Consider the following 14,462-nt stretch of genomic DNA (forward strand, 5'->3'; position numbering starts at 1 on the left):
AGGAGATGTCGAAGCGACCTAGATCCGCTGGCACATTACACTAGACAGCTTTGATGTTTTTTTGTTTCTTAAATCAAAATTCTTGCCAACAACGGGATAGAGAGGCTGGGACATAACGAACGTGTATGATTGAAAATGCGAACAATGCACAACCTTAGCGGCGGAAATAGACGTAGACTCCTTCGGGATCAAAGACAAGGGTGAGACCCCGCAGTGCAAAAAGCACGAGGAGGCTCACCAGCCGCCCGCGGAAAGCGAAAGGTATTTCCGAAGCGAATGCGAGGCAGCAACGACCATGACGTTCGGATTTCTCTTCAAAAAAACTCTTTTGTCCCAGCCCATTATCCGTTATCACTATTTTTCTTTGCATGATACCCTAGCACCTTATGTTTATGTCTCTGCTTAGTTAAAACCTAACCTAAAATTCACATCTGCAATATTAGACGGCTCCCCTTCTTGCCCAGTCAGCGGATCATGAGGAACGACTTGGTATTCCTTCAATGAAAAGACATTCACACTTGAAACAAGGTATTCTTCCTCTCCAGCAATGGTACCAACTTTTTTTCTCCTGTCGCCATTGATCTCATAAATGTCGTAATTAAGACGCTCATCCTCAGAGCCGCTCCATTCCAATTTAATGCTCATTAGTCGAGAGCCTCCCATCGTCAAGGTCGCTGTAAGATCATCAACGGTGACTAAACGAACAGGAGGAAGGAGTTCTTCAACTCCATTAGGCTTTTGGAAGGCTGAAGCCTGTAAAGACTGAGGTCCTTCATCAAGAATCGCTCGAAAAAGGGCAGCTGGATAAGAGCTTCCTCCACGTAAATAGCGGTCCTCTGACGTAACGTCATACCCCATCCAAAGTGCGCCGACAACTTCTGGTGTATAACCGACGAACCATGCGTCCATTGCGGCATCGTCAACGGTTGTGTAAGAAGTTGTTCCTGTTTTCCCAGCAAGTGCTCCCACTCCATTAGCTTGCTGACCCGTTCCCTCTTTTACAACAGACTCGAGCATCCGCGTCATCGACCAAGCCGTTTGTGGTGAGAAAATTTTCTCCTCTTCCACCGTGGGCTTCTCCAGCTTATTTCCGTTACGATCATAAATTTCCTCGATAAAGTATGGGTTGACTTCTTTCCCTCCATTGGCAAGCGATCCATATGCTTTTGCTAGCTCAAACGGTGTGACACCTGTTTCAAGACCACCAAGAGCTAGAGCAAGGCCTTTGTCTGGAAGGGTGAAGCCTTGCCGCTCCAAATAGGAAAGAGCTCTATCTACACCTAGCTCATTCAAAAGCCAAACGGCAGGAGCGTTCGCCGAATGGGTAATCGCGTCATACATCGTCATTTTCCCCATATACTGTTGATTGCTATTACGTGGGGTATAGCCGTCATAGCTTACTTGTTCATCTTTTAGAAGAGAATAAGGATGATAGTCTCCCTCTTCTAAAGCAGGAGCATAAACAGCGAGTGGCTTGAAAGTAGAGCCTGGCTGACGTTTGACATTCACTCGATTTAACCCTAAGCGAACATATTCACGACCGCCTTGAACAGCAAGGACACCGCCACTATTCGTATCCATTAACACATAGGCAGCCTCTGCGTCCTTATTGCCATTAGGATAATACTGATCATTTCGCATCAATTTAAAAGAGGCTTCCTGAACGTCACGGTCAATCGGCACAACGACCTTATAACCACCTGTTAAAAATTCTTCATTTGAAAGTCCAAAGCGTGCCTCTGCCTCATCGATGACCATATCAATGTACGTTAAGTACGCTTCGTTTTCCGTTACTTCATTCAGTTCAACTTGAACGGTTTTCCCTTGCAAGCGTACCGCTTCGTCCGCACGTAGGTAGCCTTGCCGCTCCATGACTGAAAGAACTAAATCACGTCGTTGCTTGCTCCGTTCAGGATTATTAATCGGTGAATAGGCATTTGGTCCTTTCGGCAAGCCCGCGAGCAAGGCTCCCTCTTCAACGGTTAAGTCATTCACTTCTTTATCAAAATAGAGCTTTGATGCCGCTTGAATTCCATGAGCACCATGTCCAAAGTAAATTCGGTTTAAGTACATTTCTAAAATTTCATTTTTACTGTATCGACGCTCTAAATTTATCGCGATTAATACTTCTTTTGTTTTTCGAAGCCAAGATTTATCGTGAGTGAGAAAAACATTCTTCGCTAGCTGTTGAGTAATTGTGCTCCCACCTTCAACTTTTGCACCTGCTAGAATATCACGGTACAACGCACGACCAATCGCACGAAAATCGATTCCTTGATGCTCATAAAATCGCGCGTCCTCTATCGCAATAAAAGCATCCTGTACATGCTGAGGAACATCCACTAACGATATTATTTCACGATTTTCAACATAAAGCTTCGTGACCAAATCTCCTTCCTCATCCACTAATGAGGTCGTTGCATCCATAACAAGCTTTTGATCATCAATGACATAATGACCAGCTAAAAGAATAAATAAATAACCTATGAGACCAAACAATATTGTTGAAAGTATGGTTACAAGCCCGATAAAGATTTTTTTCTTCAGCTTCATTCAACTCCTTTCCACCATTGTACCTAAAGTATGCCCGTCCGTTCGCGCTTCTATCGACAGTCTTCATTCAGAAGATGAAAATAGAATGCTGTGCATGGTTTACAATGATAGTAGACAGAAAGACAGTAAGCAAGAAAGTAGATAAAAGAAAGCACGGCTAAGATAACTATACGAACGACCCAATGACAGGTTTCAACAAATTATGCAAAGAAGGAATCCAAGGACCAATCAATTTTCCTTGTCTGTCCATTGTCTTAACACATCTCATGTCTAATAAACAAAACAAGCTCAGCAATCCTTAATATGAAAAGCGCAGGTGCCTTGTTTAGCCACTGGAATTAGACAGCATTAAAATGTTGTCCTATCTTATCTTTTAAAGAAATAACGCTAGACCGAGAGTATTACGGTCTAGCGTTATTTTACAAGCCCATGCCGATGAGCGTAGATGGCAATTTGTGTTCGATCTTCAAGCTGGAGCTTATGTAAGATGTTGCTCACATGGGTCTTGACCGTCTTAATGCCGATAAAAAGTGCTTCGGCAATTTCTTGATTGCTTTTCCCTTCTCCTACTAGATAAAAGACCTCAAGCTCTCGAGGTGTTAGCTCCAAATGAGGCGCTGTCTCTTTTGGTGCCCGCATTCGTTCCATCATTTTATTTGTGACTCGGGCTTCAACAACAGGTTCTCCCTTTGAGGCGGAACGAATCGCACGAGCGATGTCTGCTGCAGAAGATGTTTTTAACAAATAGCTAAATGCACCAGCTTCTATCACTGGATACACCTTCTCATCATCAATAAAACTCGTTAACACAATTACTTTGACTTCACTTGTTTCCTTCATGATTTGTGAAGTGGCCGCAATTCCATCCATTTTCTCCATCACAAGATCCATGAGAACGACATCAGGCTTTTTATCGAGAACAAGACGAACACCCTCCTTACCGTCACTCGCTTCTCCGATCACCTCAATATCAGGCTGGGTTCCTAAGTAAGCGGCGAGACCCATTCTTACCATTTCGTGGTCATCAATGAGAACGACACGAATCATCTAGCTTCCCCCTTCCACGCAACAGGTATTTTTGCTTCGAGCTGTGTCCCCTTTTCTGGGACAGAAACAATGTCAAGAACGCCTCCAACCTCATTCATTCGTTCACGCATCGTTTGAAGTCCATAAGACCCGTGTTTTTTTTCAGCCAAATCAAAACCAATACCGTTATCAATCAATTTCATCCGTACTTGATTTTCCGACTTTCTTAGCTGGATTTCTACATGGGAGGCTTTCGCATGACGCAGTATATTCGAAATCGCTTCTTGAACAATTCGAAATAAATGGTCTTCAATGCCTTTGGGCAAATGGTCAACAGCATCCATACGGCTTGTTACTTTTAAGCCATGCTTTTGCTCTAATTCCTTAAACAGGCTAATCATGCCTTCTTTTAGGCTTTTTCCTTCTAAATGAGCAGGTCGAAGGTGTAACAGAAGCGCCCTCATTTCCGCCTGTGCTGTATTGGCCATCTGTTCCACCATTGTGATTTGTTTTTTTGTCCCCTCACTTGCCCCATCAAAGCCCTGCTTGACGGCTGCCGTCATCATAGAAATGGCAAACAATTGTTGGCTGACCGCATCATGAAGGTCACGGGCGAGACGTTGCCGCTCTTCTGTTACAGCCGCTTTTTTTACCGTTTCTTGCATACGGACTCGTTCGGACGAAAGCCGCTGCAAGGATGCGACTTGCTCCTCCACTCTCTCCGCCATCCGATTTAGGCGCTCAGCCAATTCGCGAATTTCGTCCTCTCCATCAAGGTCAATGCGATGTGAAAAGGTTCCCCTCTCAAAAAGCATCACACTGTGCAGCAGCTGATCCAAACGCTTTTTTAAGGGCATGAATTGAATCACACCGGCAATCAGTCCAGTTGCAACAATGACAATAAGAATTAGGACAACTAATGGGAGACCCATCAGCTTTTGTTCAAGTAATACAGCCAAGCCACGAGGGTCATGATATGTCACAATGACGACAATAAAAAGACCTGTAAAAAAGCTGACAATCAGACTGTTGCGGACAAATTGCCACTGGAGCTGGGTAAGACGTCGCTTGTTCATACGGCTCTCACCTTCACTTCGCCAATCCCTGTCGAAATCACTAGCTTTAATCGCCTCGGTGATTGTTTATACTCCTTCGTCGCAATGCTTATCGTCTGATTGAAGCCACTTTGCTTGCGCTGAAACAGAGAGATCTCTCCTATCCATGTGGACGCTTGAATCGATACGGCTAGATCCTCAGGTACAAAAAGGTGAATATTTCCGATCACTTCCTGAATAATCACAACTGTTTCACCTTCTGGGATAATTGCCTTTGAGAAGTCCATTTTCACATCGCCAATTCCATTCCAAATTGTTGTATCTTGAAGTTCAAACTGGTCATGAACGTAATGGATTTCCCCAATTAAGCTACGACGCATCGAAGGTGAAACATAAATGGTTTCCTGTTTTTTTTCATCCTTTTTCGTTTCAGTTTCACTTCGATGGAATGAAAAGGTTTCATCTTGGGAAACAGGACGATCACCTTCTTCTTCTTGGTACCATTGCTCTTTATCCTGATCACGTTTGTTTGCTTTTTTTCTTTCTCTCCTTCGTGCTTTCTTCTTATCTTGTTTCTCTGTATCTTTTCCACCAAGGAGCTTTACACCATAGTAGACAATCGCTCCTGCAAACAAAAGGCCAAAGAGATTGACGTGAAACAGCCGGTCAAATAAGATTGCTGCACCCAAAATAAAAAAAACAATACTTAGCAACCGGTGCTGTCGCCGGTAAAAAAAGAGGCCGAGCAGTAGGAAGATGAGGGGAATCACCAAAAGATCAATTGAAAAGCGAAACGCTTCAAGTAGTATGGTTAATCCGATCATAACGATGATAATGCCTAATAGCGTTTGCTTACTCATTCTCATTGCCCCCTCCCACTTCTTTTTAATTAATGATTACATCACCTGATGTTGTTTTCACATCTACCGTATACAACCCCGCTCCTATTGTACCAGAAACCGATTGCGATTGTTGATTTGAGCCTTGAATCGAATGCTGAATGAGGATATCACCTGAAATCGTTTGCGTGGAAAGCGTAAAATTAGGCTCAGGATAGGTTAGACGAACATCTCCAGACACCGTTTCAAATCGTCCATCTCCATTCTCACCTTGATACGTAACAAGGATGTCTCCTGAGACGGACTTGCTCATTAGATTCCCTTGATAGGTTTTCACAACCACATCACCTGAAGTAGAATCCATCTTCCCATTCGTTGTTTGAACATCATTCAGAAAAAGATCACCTGATGTGCTCGAAAAATCAAGTTGTTCTGCAAAAAACCTTTCTCCCAGAACATCGCCTGAGACCGTTTTAATCGTTAATGTTTTTAGTCGGTCATTTCCGTTGATATAAATATCTCCTGATACTGACCTCAATTCAAGAGTTTCTTGATAAGATTCGGGTATTGAAACGACAACCTTTGGATCAGCTCGAAAAAAAAGAAACGAGAAAAAGCGGAAGGACGGTTCTCTTACTTCAAACTCCACACGATGACCCCGACTGTTTTTTACAAGCTCGTATTCTCCGTTCCTCGTATCCTCTAACTGAACTGTTAGCTCTTCTTCAGCTGTTGGAACTACTTCAAGATTAAGACTTGTGCTACGAATGAAGACATGCTCCTTACCATCGATGAGCTCCGCAGCATAACCTCCAGACGATTCTTTCCCCCAGCCACTGAAAATTACTGGAATATTTACAAGCACTAAGATGATACCAATTCCAATTAAAAGAATTCCAGCTACTTTTTTCATTTTTCCCCACCCCCATTTCTATGATAATGTAAGCTTGGCGTAACGCCAAGCTTACATTGGGTCATGAATGAACGCGTCTCCCCTAGCATTAAATATTTCCAAGGAATCAGCATGCTTTACAATTTATGATTGAGCAGACGCCACTTTCGCTTTTAGCGCCTCAAATTCATTTTCAACCTCTTGCTCAAACTCTCTTGAAAACCCTTGAGACGTTCTCCTATTTGTTTCATATAGCTCCGTATCCACAATCCTCTCCTCAACTCTTAAAAATTCTTCTTCTGCATTTTTGATGGAAAATGCCGCCGCTGTTCGATTCATCTGAGCGTTCGCTTTAGATGCTTGTGCCCGAAGAACCAATTCTCGTTTTTTATCCCGAAGCTTTTCATACTTCACTTCCATGTCTTCAAGCTGGAGCCGTAATTGATGAACATGAGCCTTGCTTTTTTCAAGTAAAGCTTGATAGCGGTTTACTTGTTCAGCCGCTGCTTTCTTTGAATAAAGCGCTCGTTTCGCTAAATCCTCTTCCCCAGCTTTTAAAGCTGCCTCCGCTTGCTTATCTCGACGCTCTTTCAATTCGATCGCTTCCTGGTAATCACGTTCTAATGAAAGATGAAGCTTTTTTTGCTTTTCAATCGCCGCTTCCGCACGCTTCATTTCTGCTTGCACATCACGCATATATTGATTGAGCATCATCACTGGCTCTTCAATTTTATCTAACCCTTCATGAATGGAAGCCATAACCACGTTTCGAATTCGTTTCATTACCATCTTGTCTTTCCTCCTAATTAATCGTATTTTTTCATCATTCGGGCGAATTCATCATCAATTGAATCAAAGGCTCGTGTCGTCGGTCTTTCATCCGCTTCAAAATCCAAATCCGCGTCGTCACTGTGACGTTTAAGCAGACGATAGCCCCCATAAATGAAAAGCGCAGCAATGGCTAAGCTAATCACACCACCAATTCCGCCAAATAGAACAATTCCACCTAATCCCATCAGTAAAATACTTGTAAACGTAAGCTCGTCTTTCTCTTGCCACTTCGCATAACCCCAATAAAGCAGCAACGCCCCAATTACCACACTTGCTAATCCTCCTAAGTGAATGCCAAGCATCCCAAAAAGCATGCTAGCACCAATCAATACGAGAAAAACACCACCAATCACCTTACCAGTTCGCTTCATTTACCATCCCTCCTTTTCTTTAACTACTTTTATTGTAGAGAAGGGGAAGCGTTTCGATAACGCACTAGAGCATGGTTTTATCTCAGCCCCAAGACGGAGTTCTTACTCAGACCTATGTCCTTTTTATGAACCTTTGTTATTTTCAAAGAGCCTTTGCGCATGATTCGCTATAATAGAATGAGACATGATAGAATATGAATGGTTTTAGCAGTCATACTTTGTTAAAGTAGAGATGCTTGGAGGTGCTAGATATGACAGAGGTTACAATCTGGCTTGCTTTTCTTGCCGGAATTGTTTCGTTTTTATCCCCTTGTATTTTCCCTTTAATGCCTGCATATTTGGCTCAATTAACCGGGTCAACGGTATCAGGGGATGCGATTGTTGCTGATCGGAGATTAATTCTTTCTCGCAGCAGCGGATTTATTCTTGGATTTACACTTATTTTCCTATTACTCGGTGCATCATCCACCTTTATTGGTCAGCTATTTTGGGGAAATCGTCTTTTATTAGAGCAAATTGGCGGGATCGTTATTACTGTATTCGGGTTACAAATGATGGGGATTATTTCTCTGCGGATGCTTTTAAGTGAAAAAAGAATTGCGACAAAGCCAAAAAAATCATCGAGCTTTGCTGGTTCAGTCATGCTCGGCTTTTTATTTGGAACAGGCTGGTCCCCATGCATCGGTCTCGTTCTTTCATCCATCTTAATTTTGGCAAGTCAAGCAAACACGATGTGGACAGGGATGTTCATGCTTCTCATTTACTCAATTGGTCTAGGCATTCCATTTATCCTTGTTGCTCTTCTATGGTCACGTTCTCTTCATAAGATGCGTCGGTTAAATAGATGGCTACCAAAGATTCAAAAAGCGAGCGGACTCATTATGGTCATCCTTGGAATTTTGCTATTCACAGGTCAGTTCCGTGTCATTTCTGCCTATTTTGCACGATTTGTCCCTTTTAATTTTTAATAAAACAAAAACCCCTTTCCTGTCTAATAAGAGGAATAAGGGGTTTTCTGCGCTAAGGGTTCCGAACAGGGTAAGAAAAACTGCCCTTTCGTTCTCGTCACTTTTATGAAAGGTAGCCACCTGATGCTCTTCTTAACATCCCTCGAGGAAGAACAACCGCTTATAACCCTCCGCATTACATTGGTAATGCTTTTTGCTCAAGAATACGCATTCGGTATCCATTTTTCGCGGTTTCTCCAAGTACGTCAAGAAAGTGATAGTTCACAGTCGCACCAACAATCGCCCCAAAGCCAGGAATTAATTGGAATAGCTTCGGCAAATCAATATGATCGCGATATTCAAGCTGGAATGATTTCCAATCTAGTTGTTTTAAATATTCCTTCCTCTCTGGGAATTGTTTCACGTAGTCCTCCCAGTTTTCAATCAACTCAAATACCTCTTTTTTCTTTTCCTCACTAGAAAAAGCGAGCTGAAAAAGATGAAGGACAAAAAGGCGCTCCCGGTAGTCTTTCACATCAAAACCGTACAGACTTGCAATATCGAAGAGCATTTTCATTTTAATTCCCAGCAAAAGGGGAAAATCAACGAGCCCTAGAAAGATACCACCAACACCTGTACCTGCCCCTTCAGCCGCTGCGGTTTTTTTATAACGTTCGATGGTCTGCTGAATGAATTCCTCCCGTTCTTGAAGGTTTCCCTCAAGGAGGGGCTGCTTTTTAGCCGTATATTCCGATCCTATTAATGTTGCATGGACCATATTTTTCACACTTGTTGTAACGACGGTATGAACTTTTTCAGGGACAAACTGATTGACTTTCGTCTGAATTTTTTTCGCATAACGTCCGGTCATTGACTGGCGTTTCATCATTTTTCGCTTCCATCTTGAAAGCTCGTCGACGACCTGTTCTTTATAAACAGACAAATCATCACCTCATTTAACCTTTCCTGCTACCATACCATGCAGTCTTTTCACGATTTATGACTGTTTCTTCTGACGAAAAACTAAGCGGGTACAATAGACATAGCTGAAAATCCCTCCTGCAATCATAGCAACGGCGCCAATAAGTAAAGTTGAAGCAAGAAAAAGCGTCAATCCATTTACCAAAGTCATGACAAGGAGCAAGCGGAGCACCAAGCTTGAAAAAGCAGCTTTTTTCTCCTGGTCAGAAACAGGATATAAGTCGATCCATATTTTTGTTTCATAATGATTTTGCAAGGTGGAGATCTGCAAACCAGCCATATAGAGAAACAATAAAAACACAAGAGGCTGCCAGCCATCTGGTAAAATCGCCATCATGATCACTGAAATAATAAGCAGACGGACATAAATTCCAAAATAATCATTTGCCCGTAAAAAGGTTCGTGCATAAAGGAACCCATACGTGCTTTTATCATTCCTTGATAAGAGAGGAAGCAGAAATGCAGCGTAGCTTCTTGGTTTTATTTGATTTTTTAATTGGGGTACATCGGTAAAAGTATTGGCAATTCGATAAAAAAACATCACCATTCTTTGCTCTAGCTTAATTAAATGCTCCCATTTTAGCGTACGGTTTTTTTCGATTCGTCGGAAATAGCCTACAAAGAGAAGAAGCGCAATCACAATAACTGCTAAAACATATAGCAGTCCTGCTTGGACAAATAAAAGATAGACAAACACTCCATTTACGACGATACGCAAACTAAGGTGCTGTCGTTTTTCCACATCCGTTTGTAATCGTTGTTCAGCCCAGCTCATCCAAAGATTGATCCCTTTCATGATTACAAGCGCGAACAGGACGCTCCAAAAATCACGACCTCCCTCTCCTAGATATTGAAAGTATAAGGGTGAAAGAACCAACAAAACGAGTGCAAGGATAAAGCTTTGCAAGATGTAGGAATAAATCCTTGAGTTAAAAAAATATCGGTCAAGCTTTCCTTCGTACGGGAGAAGAAAAACTGAATCAGCCTCCTTCACAAATGTACGAACCGGACTTCTCGAAAGCAGCCAAGTGAACACGACTGTAAATACCACAATTGCAGGAAAGGTTTCAGGTAGCCAATCCAGCAACAAACTATAATAATAGCTCCCTAAAATGATAAGCACATATACCGTAAATAAAAAGCCACTATTGCCAATTAATCGTAAGTAACGAATGGCTTCGTTCCAATATGCACTGACTCGTTCACGCCAAATTGTCCCTCCATTCATCATTCGTCATCGTCCTTTGTCATCTCGATGTAAATCTCATCAAGGGTTGCAGTTGGCATCTGAAGCTGAGCTCGCATCTCTTCCAGTGTTCCATTCAACACAACTTGTCCTTTATGTAAAATGATAAATCGATCACAGTATCGTTCTGCAGTTGCAAGAATATGGGTTGACATAAGCACCGCCGCCCCTCGGCTTTTCATTTCTGAAATTAAATTTAAAAAGGACTGAATGCCAAGTGGGTCCAAACCAACGATTGGTTCATCAACAATATAAACAGGAGGTTCTACAAGAAAGGCGCAAATGATCATCACCTTCTGCCTCATCCCTTTGGAAAAATGGCTTGGATACCAATTTTTCATCTTCTCCATTTTGAATTCCTTTAACAGTCGATGAGCTCGCTCTGTAAAATCCGTTTCATCGATGCCGTAAGAAAGAGCCGTTAATCTCATATGCTCCCAAAGCGTTAGCTCATCATATAAAATTGGCATTTCAGGGATGTACGTATATGCGCGTCGATAGGCATCCTTATTTTCCTGAATCGTTGTTCCCTCTACTTGAATCGTCCCCTTTTGCGGAGTCATTAACCCAAGAATATGCTTAATGGTCGTGCTCTTCCCTGCACCATTTAAGCCAATTAATCCAACAATTTCTTGTTCATAAATTGAAAAATTCACATCGTGAAGAACAGGTTTTCTTGGGTGGTACCCACCTGTCAGCCCTTCCACTTTAATCCGCTCTTCCATCCCATCTTCCTCCTTTTACCTTTCTATCGTATCAAACCTTTTCTTTCTTTGACCAGTTTTGCCTCTACAAAACCTTCATTTTTCTTTATACCTAATCATTTTCTCCAATTTTTCAGAGATGACTCCTCACAAGCTTTGACGAGAAATCAAAAAGCAGACTCGTCATGAGTCTGCTTTTTATCATACATCTTCTGGCATTGGTGTAGCTGTGGGTGGTGCGTAGCCTTCTGAGTATGTTTTATCAATGAGCTGACGGATATCCTGTGGTGACATTCCTTCATCATAAAGGTTCATCGATGCATGGGCAATTTCAAGACAGACTCCACACTTTGCTCCGTGATCATCCCACGTAATCTCCCCATCTTCAGTCTGAGCATGAACAAAGCAGTCGTAGCTACTTCGATGACCCACTGATTCTCCACAACCACAGTAACAAGGCATTGTTTCTAATAAATCCTGATAGTGTGGCACCCGTTCATAAATCGGGGTAATCGATTCATGGTAGTCATCTAAAAATGTAGGAAGCACTTCTGCTGAAGCGGTTGTTTCCTGGATATCACCCATCATCATTGAATGATGACCATCATGCTCCTCTTCCTCTGTTACTTGAGCATTTTGACAGCCTGAGATAGGAATCATGAATCCAAATAGTAAAACAAGTATGGCAAGCTTATTCATCGACGTTCACTCCTACTAATAGGCGTATTTTGAACGCTTTAATTATAGCATGCTCTCTGTTTACCATCCGTTTCAACTTTGTGACAGTCCATCCCATTATTTAGTTAACAAAGCGAGTCTGCTCTCCCCAAAATTCCTTACGAATTTGAACTTTTTGAATTTTTCCTGACGCCGTTTTCGGAAGGCCTGTTGTAAAGGTGACAGATTTAGGCGCCTTAAAATGGGCAAGCCTGCTCCGAGCAAATTCGATAACTTCTTCCTCTGTTAATTGGAACCCCTCGCGAACAACAACGACTGCATGTGGAACCTCTCCCCATTTTTCATGAGGAACAGCGACAACTGCCGCTTCCAAGATAGCAGGATGATGATACAGCACACCTTCTACCTCAATGGAAGAAATATTTTCTCCCCCACTGATAATAACATCCTTTTTACGATCGACAATCTCAATATAGCCGTTCTCCTCAACAATTGCCATATCACCTGTGTAAAGCCAGCCATTTCGAATCGTACTCGCTGTCGCTTCTGGATTTTTCCAATAACCCTCCATCATCCCGTTTGTTCGAGTAATAATTTCTCCAATTGTTTTTCCATCTGGGGGAACAGGCTTCCCTTGTTCATCCACAACTTTTACTTTTGAGCCGATCATTGAATATCCTGTTTTTGCTTTTAAAAGGTGCTGCTTGTCTTTTGGAAAATGTTTATGGTGAGAGCGAATCTGGGAGGTTGTAATCAGTGGAGATATTTCGGTCATACCATAGACATGGATGAATTCCCATCCTAAATCCTCCTCGACCCGAATAACAAAAGCAGGTGGTGGTGCAGAACCGGCAATCACAATCCGCATCCCCTTCTTAACAGGAAGCTCATTCATCTTCTGGTATTCAAGCAGCATATTCAAAACCGTAGGAGCCATATGGGCGATGGTAATATCATGCTTTTCAATTTTTTCAAAAATGCTCTTTGCGTCAACTTTTCGGAGCATAACTTGAGTTGCTCCATTCGCTGTATAGTAAAAAGGAGAGCCCCATCCATTCACATGAAACATTGGTAACACATGCAATAAAACATCTGAATCGCTGACACGCAGATGATGCTGTGTGGATAAAGCATGCAAATAATTGCTCCGATGAGTCAGCATGACTCCTTTTGGGTTTCCAGTCGTTCCACTCGTATAAAGAAGGCTCGCAATATCTGTCTCTTCTAACTGAACTCGTTCAAAATTTCTTGAAGGGAATTGACGAAGCCATTGATTGTAGCTTTTGTAATTCGGACCATCTTCCTTCGTACCATGAACAATAATTTCTCGTAAAGACGTCAACTGATCTAAAATGGGCTCCACAAGAGGGTAAAGCTCCTTATCAACAAACAAAACCTGACTCTCACTATGATTTAAAATAAAAAGGTAATCTTCAGGCTTTAAGCGTGTATTTAATGGAGTCATAACCGCTCCAACTTGAAAAGCACCATAAAACCCCTCAAGCATCTCTATCGTATTTGGTGCCAAATAAGCGACCTTATCCCCTTTCTGGATTTGAAGCGCTTTCAAACCATTAGAAAGTTGATTCACACGCTTTCCTAGCTCGGCATAAGTAAGGGAACGCTCGTCCTCAATAATCGCTAGCTTTTCTCCGTAAAGCTCGACAGCTCGATCCAAGAAATCAGTCAATATTAATGGTACATGCATGAAGGAACCCCCCCTTAAAATGATTGATTTATCACAATCTTTCAATAATAATTATAGCACAACCATTTTATCTGTGTTAGTCTCTTTTTCATTTGAATAAACTGTTATAAAACAACATTGGACGAGGTATGACAACTTGCAACAAAGACGAGCACTCTGTATTCTAAAAGAAATTGGTTGAGAGGATGAGGCATAATGTCGTTTGATCCAGATTGTATTTTTTGTAAAATAGTAGAAGGTGCAATTCCATCAGCAAAAGTTTATGAAGATGAACAAGTGATGGCTTTTCTTGATATCAGTCAAGTAACGAAAGGTCACACGCTACTTATTCCGAAAGTCCATGAAGAGAACATTTTTGAGCTTTCCACAGATACGGCAAAACATTTATTCTCGGTAGTTCCAAAGATTGCTAACGCCTTAAAAACAGAATTTTCGCCGCTTGGATTAAATGTTGTGAACAACAACGGCGAGGCCGCTGGACAAACCGTATTTCATTATCACCTTCACCTGATTCCTCGTTATGGACAGGGAGATGGCTTTGGCGCTGTCTGGAAAGACCATAGCAATCAGTATAGCGGAGAAGATTTACAAGATTTGTCTAAAAAAATCATGACTCATCTCTAAGACGTGT

Annotated in this window: 15 protein-coding genes; 2 read left to right on the top strand and 13 right to left on the bottom strand. The window is 42.0% G+C overall.

What is annotated here, in order from left to right; translation table 11 throughout:
* Positions 1 to 154 precede the first annotated feature (154 nt).
* The 8 genes from BLT_RS24115 to BLT_RS0115390 all read right to left on the bottom strand — a co-directional run bounded on the left by BLT_RS24115 (position 155) and on the right by BLT_RS0115390 (position 7,567).
* A complete protein-coding gene (locus tag BLT_RS24115) occupies positions 155 to 370 on the bottom strand; it encodes a hypothetical protein (RefSeq protein ID WP_161603254.1) in 216 nt (71 codons plus the stop codon).
* Between the two features lie 32 nt (positions 371 to 402).
* Positions 403 to 2,553, bottom strand: a complete 2,151-nt coding sequence (locus tag BLT_RS0115360; protein ID WP_017728660.1) for a transglycosylase domain-containing protein — start codon at positions 2,551 to 2,553, stop codon at positions 403 to 405.
* 414 nt (positions 2,554 to 2,967) lie between these two features.
* Positions 2,968 to 3,600, bottom strand: coding sequence for a response regulator transcription factor (locus BLT_RS0115365; protein ID WP_017728661.1), 633 nt, complete (start codon positions 3,598 to 3,600; stop codon positions 2,968 to 2,970).
* Positions 3,597 to 4,655, bottom strand: a complete 1,059-nt coding sequence (locus BLT_RS0115370; protein WP_017728662.1) for a sensor histidine kinase — start codon at positions 4,653 to 4,655, stop codon at positions 3,597 to 3,599. Before BLT_RS0115370 ends, BLT_RS0115365 begins: the two co-directional genes overlap by 4 nt.
* Positions 4,652 to 5,494 carry a cell wall-active antibiotics response protein LiaF gene (gene liaF / locus BLT_RS0115375; RefSeq protein WP_017728663.1) on the bottom strand — a complete coding sequence of 281 codons (843 nt, stop codon included), beginning with the start codon at positions 5,492 to 5,494 and terminating at the stop codon, positions 4,652 to 4,654. The genes BLT_RS0115370 and liaF overlap by 4 nt, the downstream gene beginning before the upstream one ends.
* 25 nt (positions 5,495 to 5,519) lie before the next feature.
* The gene (locus BLT_RS0115380) at positions 5,520 to 6,386 is read right to left on the bottom strand and encodes a DUF4097 family beta strand repeat-containing protein (RefSeq protein ID WP_017728664.1); all 867 of its coding nucleotides are present in this window, start codon (positions 6,384 to 6,386) and stop codon (positions 5,520 to 5,522) included.
* Between the two features lie 123 nt (positions 6,387 to 6,509).
* Entirely contained in the window at positions 6,510 to 7,154 is a 645-nt protein-coding gene (locus tag BLT_RS0115385; protein ID WP_017728665.1) for a PspA/IM30 family protein, read from the bottom strand.
* A gap of 17 nt (positions 7,155 to 7,171) precedes the next feature.
* Positions 7,172 to 7,567: a LiaF transmembrane domain-containing protein gene (locus tag BLT_RS0115390; RefSeq protein ID WP_017728666.1), complete on the bottom strand. Its 396-nt coding sequence runs from the start codon at positions 7,565 to 7,567 to the stop codon at positions 7,172 to 7,174.
* A gap of 251 nt (positions 7,568 to 7,818) precedes the next feature.
* On the opposite strand from BLT_RS0115390, the gene BLT_RS0115395 reads away from it, so the two are divergent.
* Positions 7,819 to 8,535, top strand: a complete 717-nt coding sequence (locus BLT_RS0115395; RefSeq protein WP_017728667.1) for a cytochrome c biogenesis CcdA family protein — start codon at positions 7,819 to 7,821, stop codon at positions 8,533 to 8,535.
* Positions 8,536 to 8,710: 175 nt separating this feature from the next.
* Here BLT_RS0115395 and BLT_RS0115400 read toward each other — a convergent pair whose 3' ends face one another.
* The 5 genes from BLT_RS0115400 to BLT_RS0115420 all read right to left on the bottom strand — a co-directional run bounded on the left by BLT_RS0115400 (position 8,711) and on the right by BLT_RS0115420 (position 13,831).
* The gene (locus tag BLT_RS0115400; protein ID WP_017728668.1) at positions 8,711 to 9,457 is read right to left on the bottom strand and encodes an EcsC family protein; all 747 of its coding nucleotides are present in this window, start codon (positions 9,455 to 9,457) and stop codon (positions 8,711 to 8,713) included.
* A 54-nt stretch (positions 9,458 to 9,511) separates the two neighbouring features.
* The gene (locus tag BLT_RS0115405) at positions 9,512 to 10,726 is read right to left on the bottom strand and encodes an ABC transporter permease (RefSeq protein ID WP_017728669.1); all 1,215 of its coding nucleotides are present in this window, start codon (positions 10,724 to 10,726) and stop codon (positions 9,512 to 9,514) included.
* Positions 10,723 to 11,466: an ABC transporter ATP-binding protein gene (locus BLT_RS0115410; RefSeq protein ID WP_017728670.1), complete on the bottom strand. Its 744-nt coding sequence runs from the start codon at positions 11,464 to 11,466 to the stop codon at positions 10,723 to 10,725. The genes BLT_RS0115405 and BLT_RS0115410 overlap by 4 nt, the downstream gene beginning before the upstream one ends.
* Before the next feature lie 180 nt (positions 11,467 to 11,646).
* Positions 11,647 to 12,144, bottom strand: a complete 498-nt coding sequence (locus BLT_RS0115415) for a PCYCGC motif-containing (lipo)protein (protein WP_017728671.1) — start codon at positions 12,142 to 12,144, stop codon at positions 11,647 to 11,649.
* A 100-nt stretch (positions 12,145 to 12,244) separates the two neighbouring features.
* Positions 12,245 to 13,831 carry a long-chain-fatty-acid--CoA ligase gene (locus tag BLT_RS0115420; RefSeq protein ID WP_017728672.1) on the bottom strand — a complete coding sequence of 529 codons (1,587 nt, stop codon included), beginning with the start codon at positions 13,829 to 13,831 and terminating at the stop codon, positions 12,245 to 12,247.
* Positions 13,832 to 14,026: 195 nt separating this feature from the next.
* On the opposite strand from BLT_RS0115420, the gene BLT_RS0115425 reads away from it, so the two are divergent.
* On the top strand, positions 14,027 to 14,455 hold the full coding sequence (locus BLT_RS0115425) for an HIT family protein (RefSeq protein WP_017728673.1): 429 nt from the start codon (positions 14,027 to 14,029) through the stop codon (positions 14,453 to 14,455).
* The last annotated feature ends 7 nt before the right edge of the window (positions 14,456 to 14,462 follow it).

Origin of the sequence: Halalkalibacterium ligniniphilum (genome assembly GCF_000334155.1) — a bacterium.
GTDB classification, from domain to species: Bacteria; Bacillota; Bacilli; order Bacillales; family Bacillaceae_D; genus Halalkalibacterium; species Halalkalibacterium ligniniphilum.

Excerpts from the sequence above, each read along its gene's own strand:
- BLT_RS0115425 (WP_017728673.1), top strand. The coding sequence starts at position 14,027 with ATGTCGTTTGATCCAGATTGTATTTTTTGTAAAATAGTAGAAGGTGCA.
- BLT_RS24115 (WP_161603254.1), bottom strand. The coding sequence starts at position 370 with ATGCAAAGAAAAATAGTGATAACGGATAATGGGCTGGGACAAAAGAGT.
- BLT_RS0115410 (WP_017728670.1), bottom strand. The coding sequence starts at position 11,466 with ATGGAAGAGCGGATTAAAGTGGAAGGGCTGACAGGTGGGTACCACCCA.
- BLT_RS0115405 (WP_017728669.1), bottom strand. The coding sequence starts at position 10,726 with ATGATGAATGGAGGGACAATTTGGCGTGAACGAGTCAGTGCATATTGG.
- BLT_RS0115390 (WP_017728666.1), bottom strand. The coding sequence starts at position 7,567 with ATGAAGCGAACTGGTAAGGTGATTGGTGGTGTTTTTCTCGTATTGATT.
- BLT_RS0115415 (WP_017728671.1), bottom strand. The coding sequence starts at position 12,144 with ATGAATAAGCTTGCCATACTTGTTTTACTATTTGGATTCATGATTCCT.
- BLT_RS0115395 (WP_017728667.1), top strand. The coding sequence starts at position 7,819 with ATGACAGAGGTTACAATCTGGCTTGCTTTTCTTGCCGGAATTGTTTCG.
- BLT_RS0115420 (WP_017728672.1), bottom strand. The coding sequence starts at position 13,831 with ATGCATGTACCATTAATATTGACTGATTTCTTGGATCGAGCTGTCGAG.
- BLT_RS0115385 (WP_017728665.1), bottom strand. The coding sequence starts at position 7,154 with ATGGTAATGAAACGAATTCGAAACGTGGTTATGGCTTCCATTCATGAA.
- BLT_RS0115360 (WP_017728660.1), bottom strand. The coding sequence starts at position 2,553 with ATGAAGCTGAAGAAAAAAATCTTTATCGGGCTTGTAACCATACTTTCA.
- liaF (WP_017728663.1), bottom strand. The coding sequence starts at position 5,494 with ATGAGTAAGCAAACGCTATTAGGCATTATCATCGTTATGATCGGATTA.
- BLT_RS0115365 (WP_017728661.1), bottom strand. The coding sequence starts at position 3,600 with ATGATTCGTGTCGTTCTCATTGATGACCACGAAATGGTAAGAATGGGT.
- BLT_RS0115380 (WP_017728664.1), bottom strand. The coding sequence starts at position 6,386 with ATGAAAAAAGTAGCTGGAATTCTTTTAATTGGAATTGGTATCATCTTA.
- BLT_RS0115370 (WP_017728662.1), bottom strand. The coding sequence starts at position 4,655 with ATGAACAAGCGACGTCTTACCCAGCTCCAGTGGCAATTTGTCCGCAAC.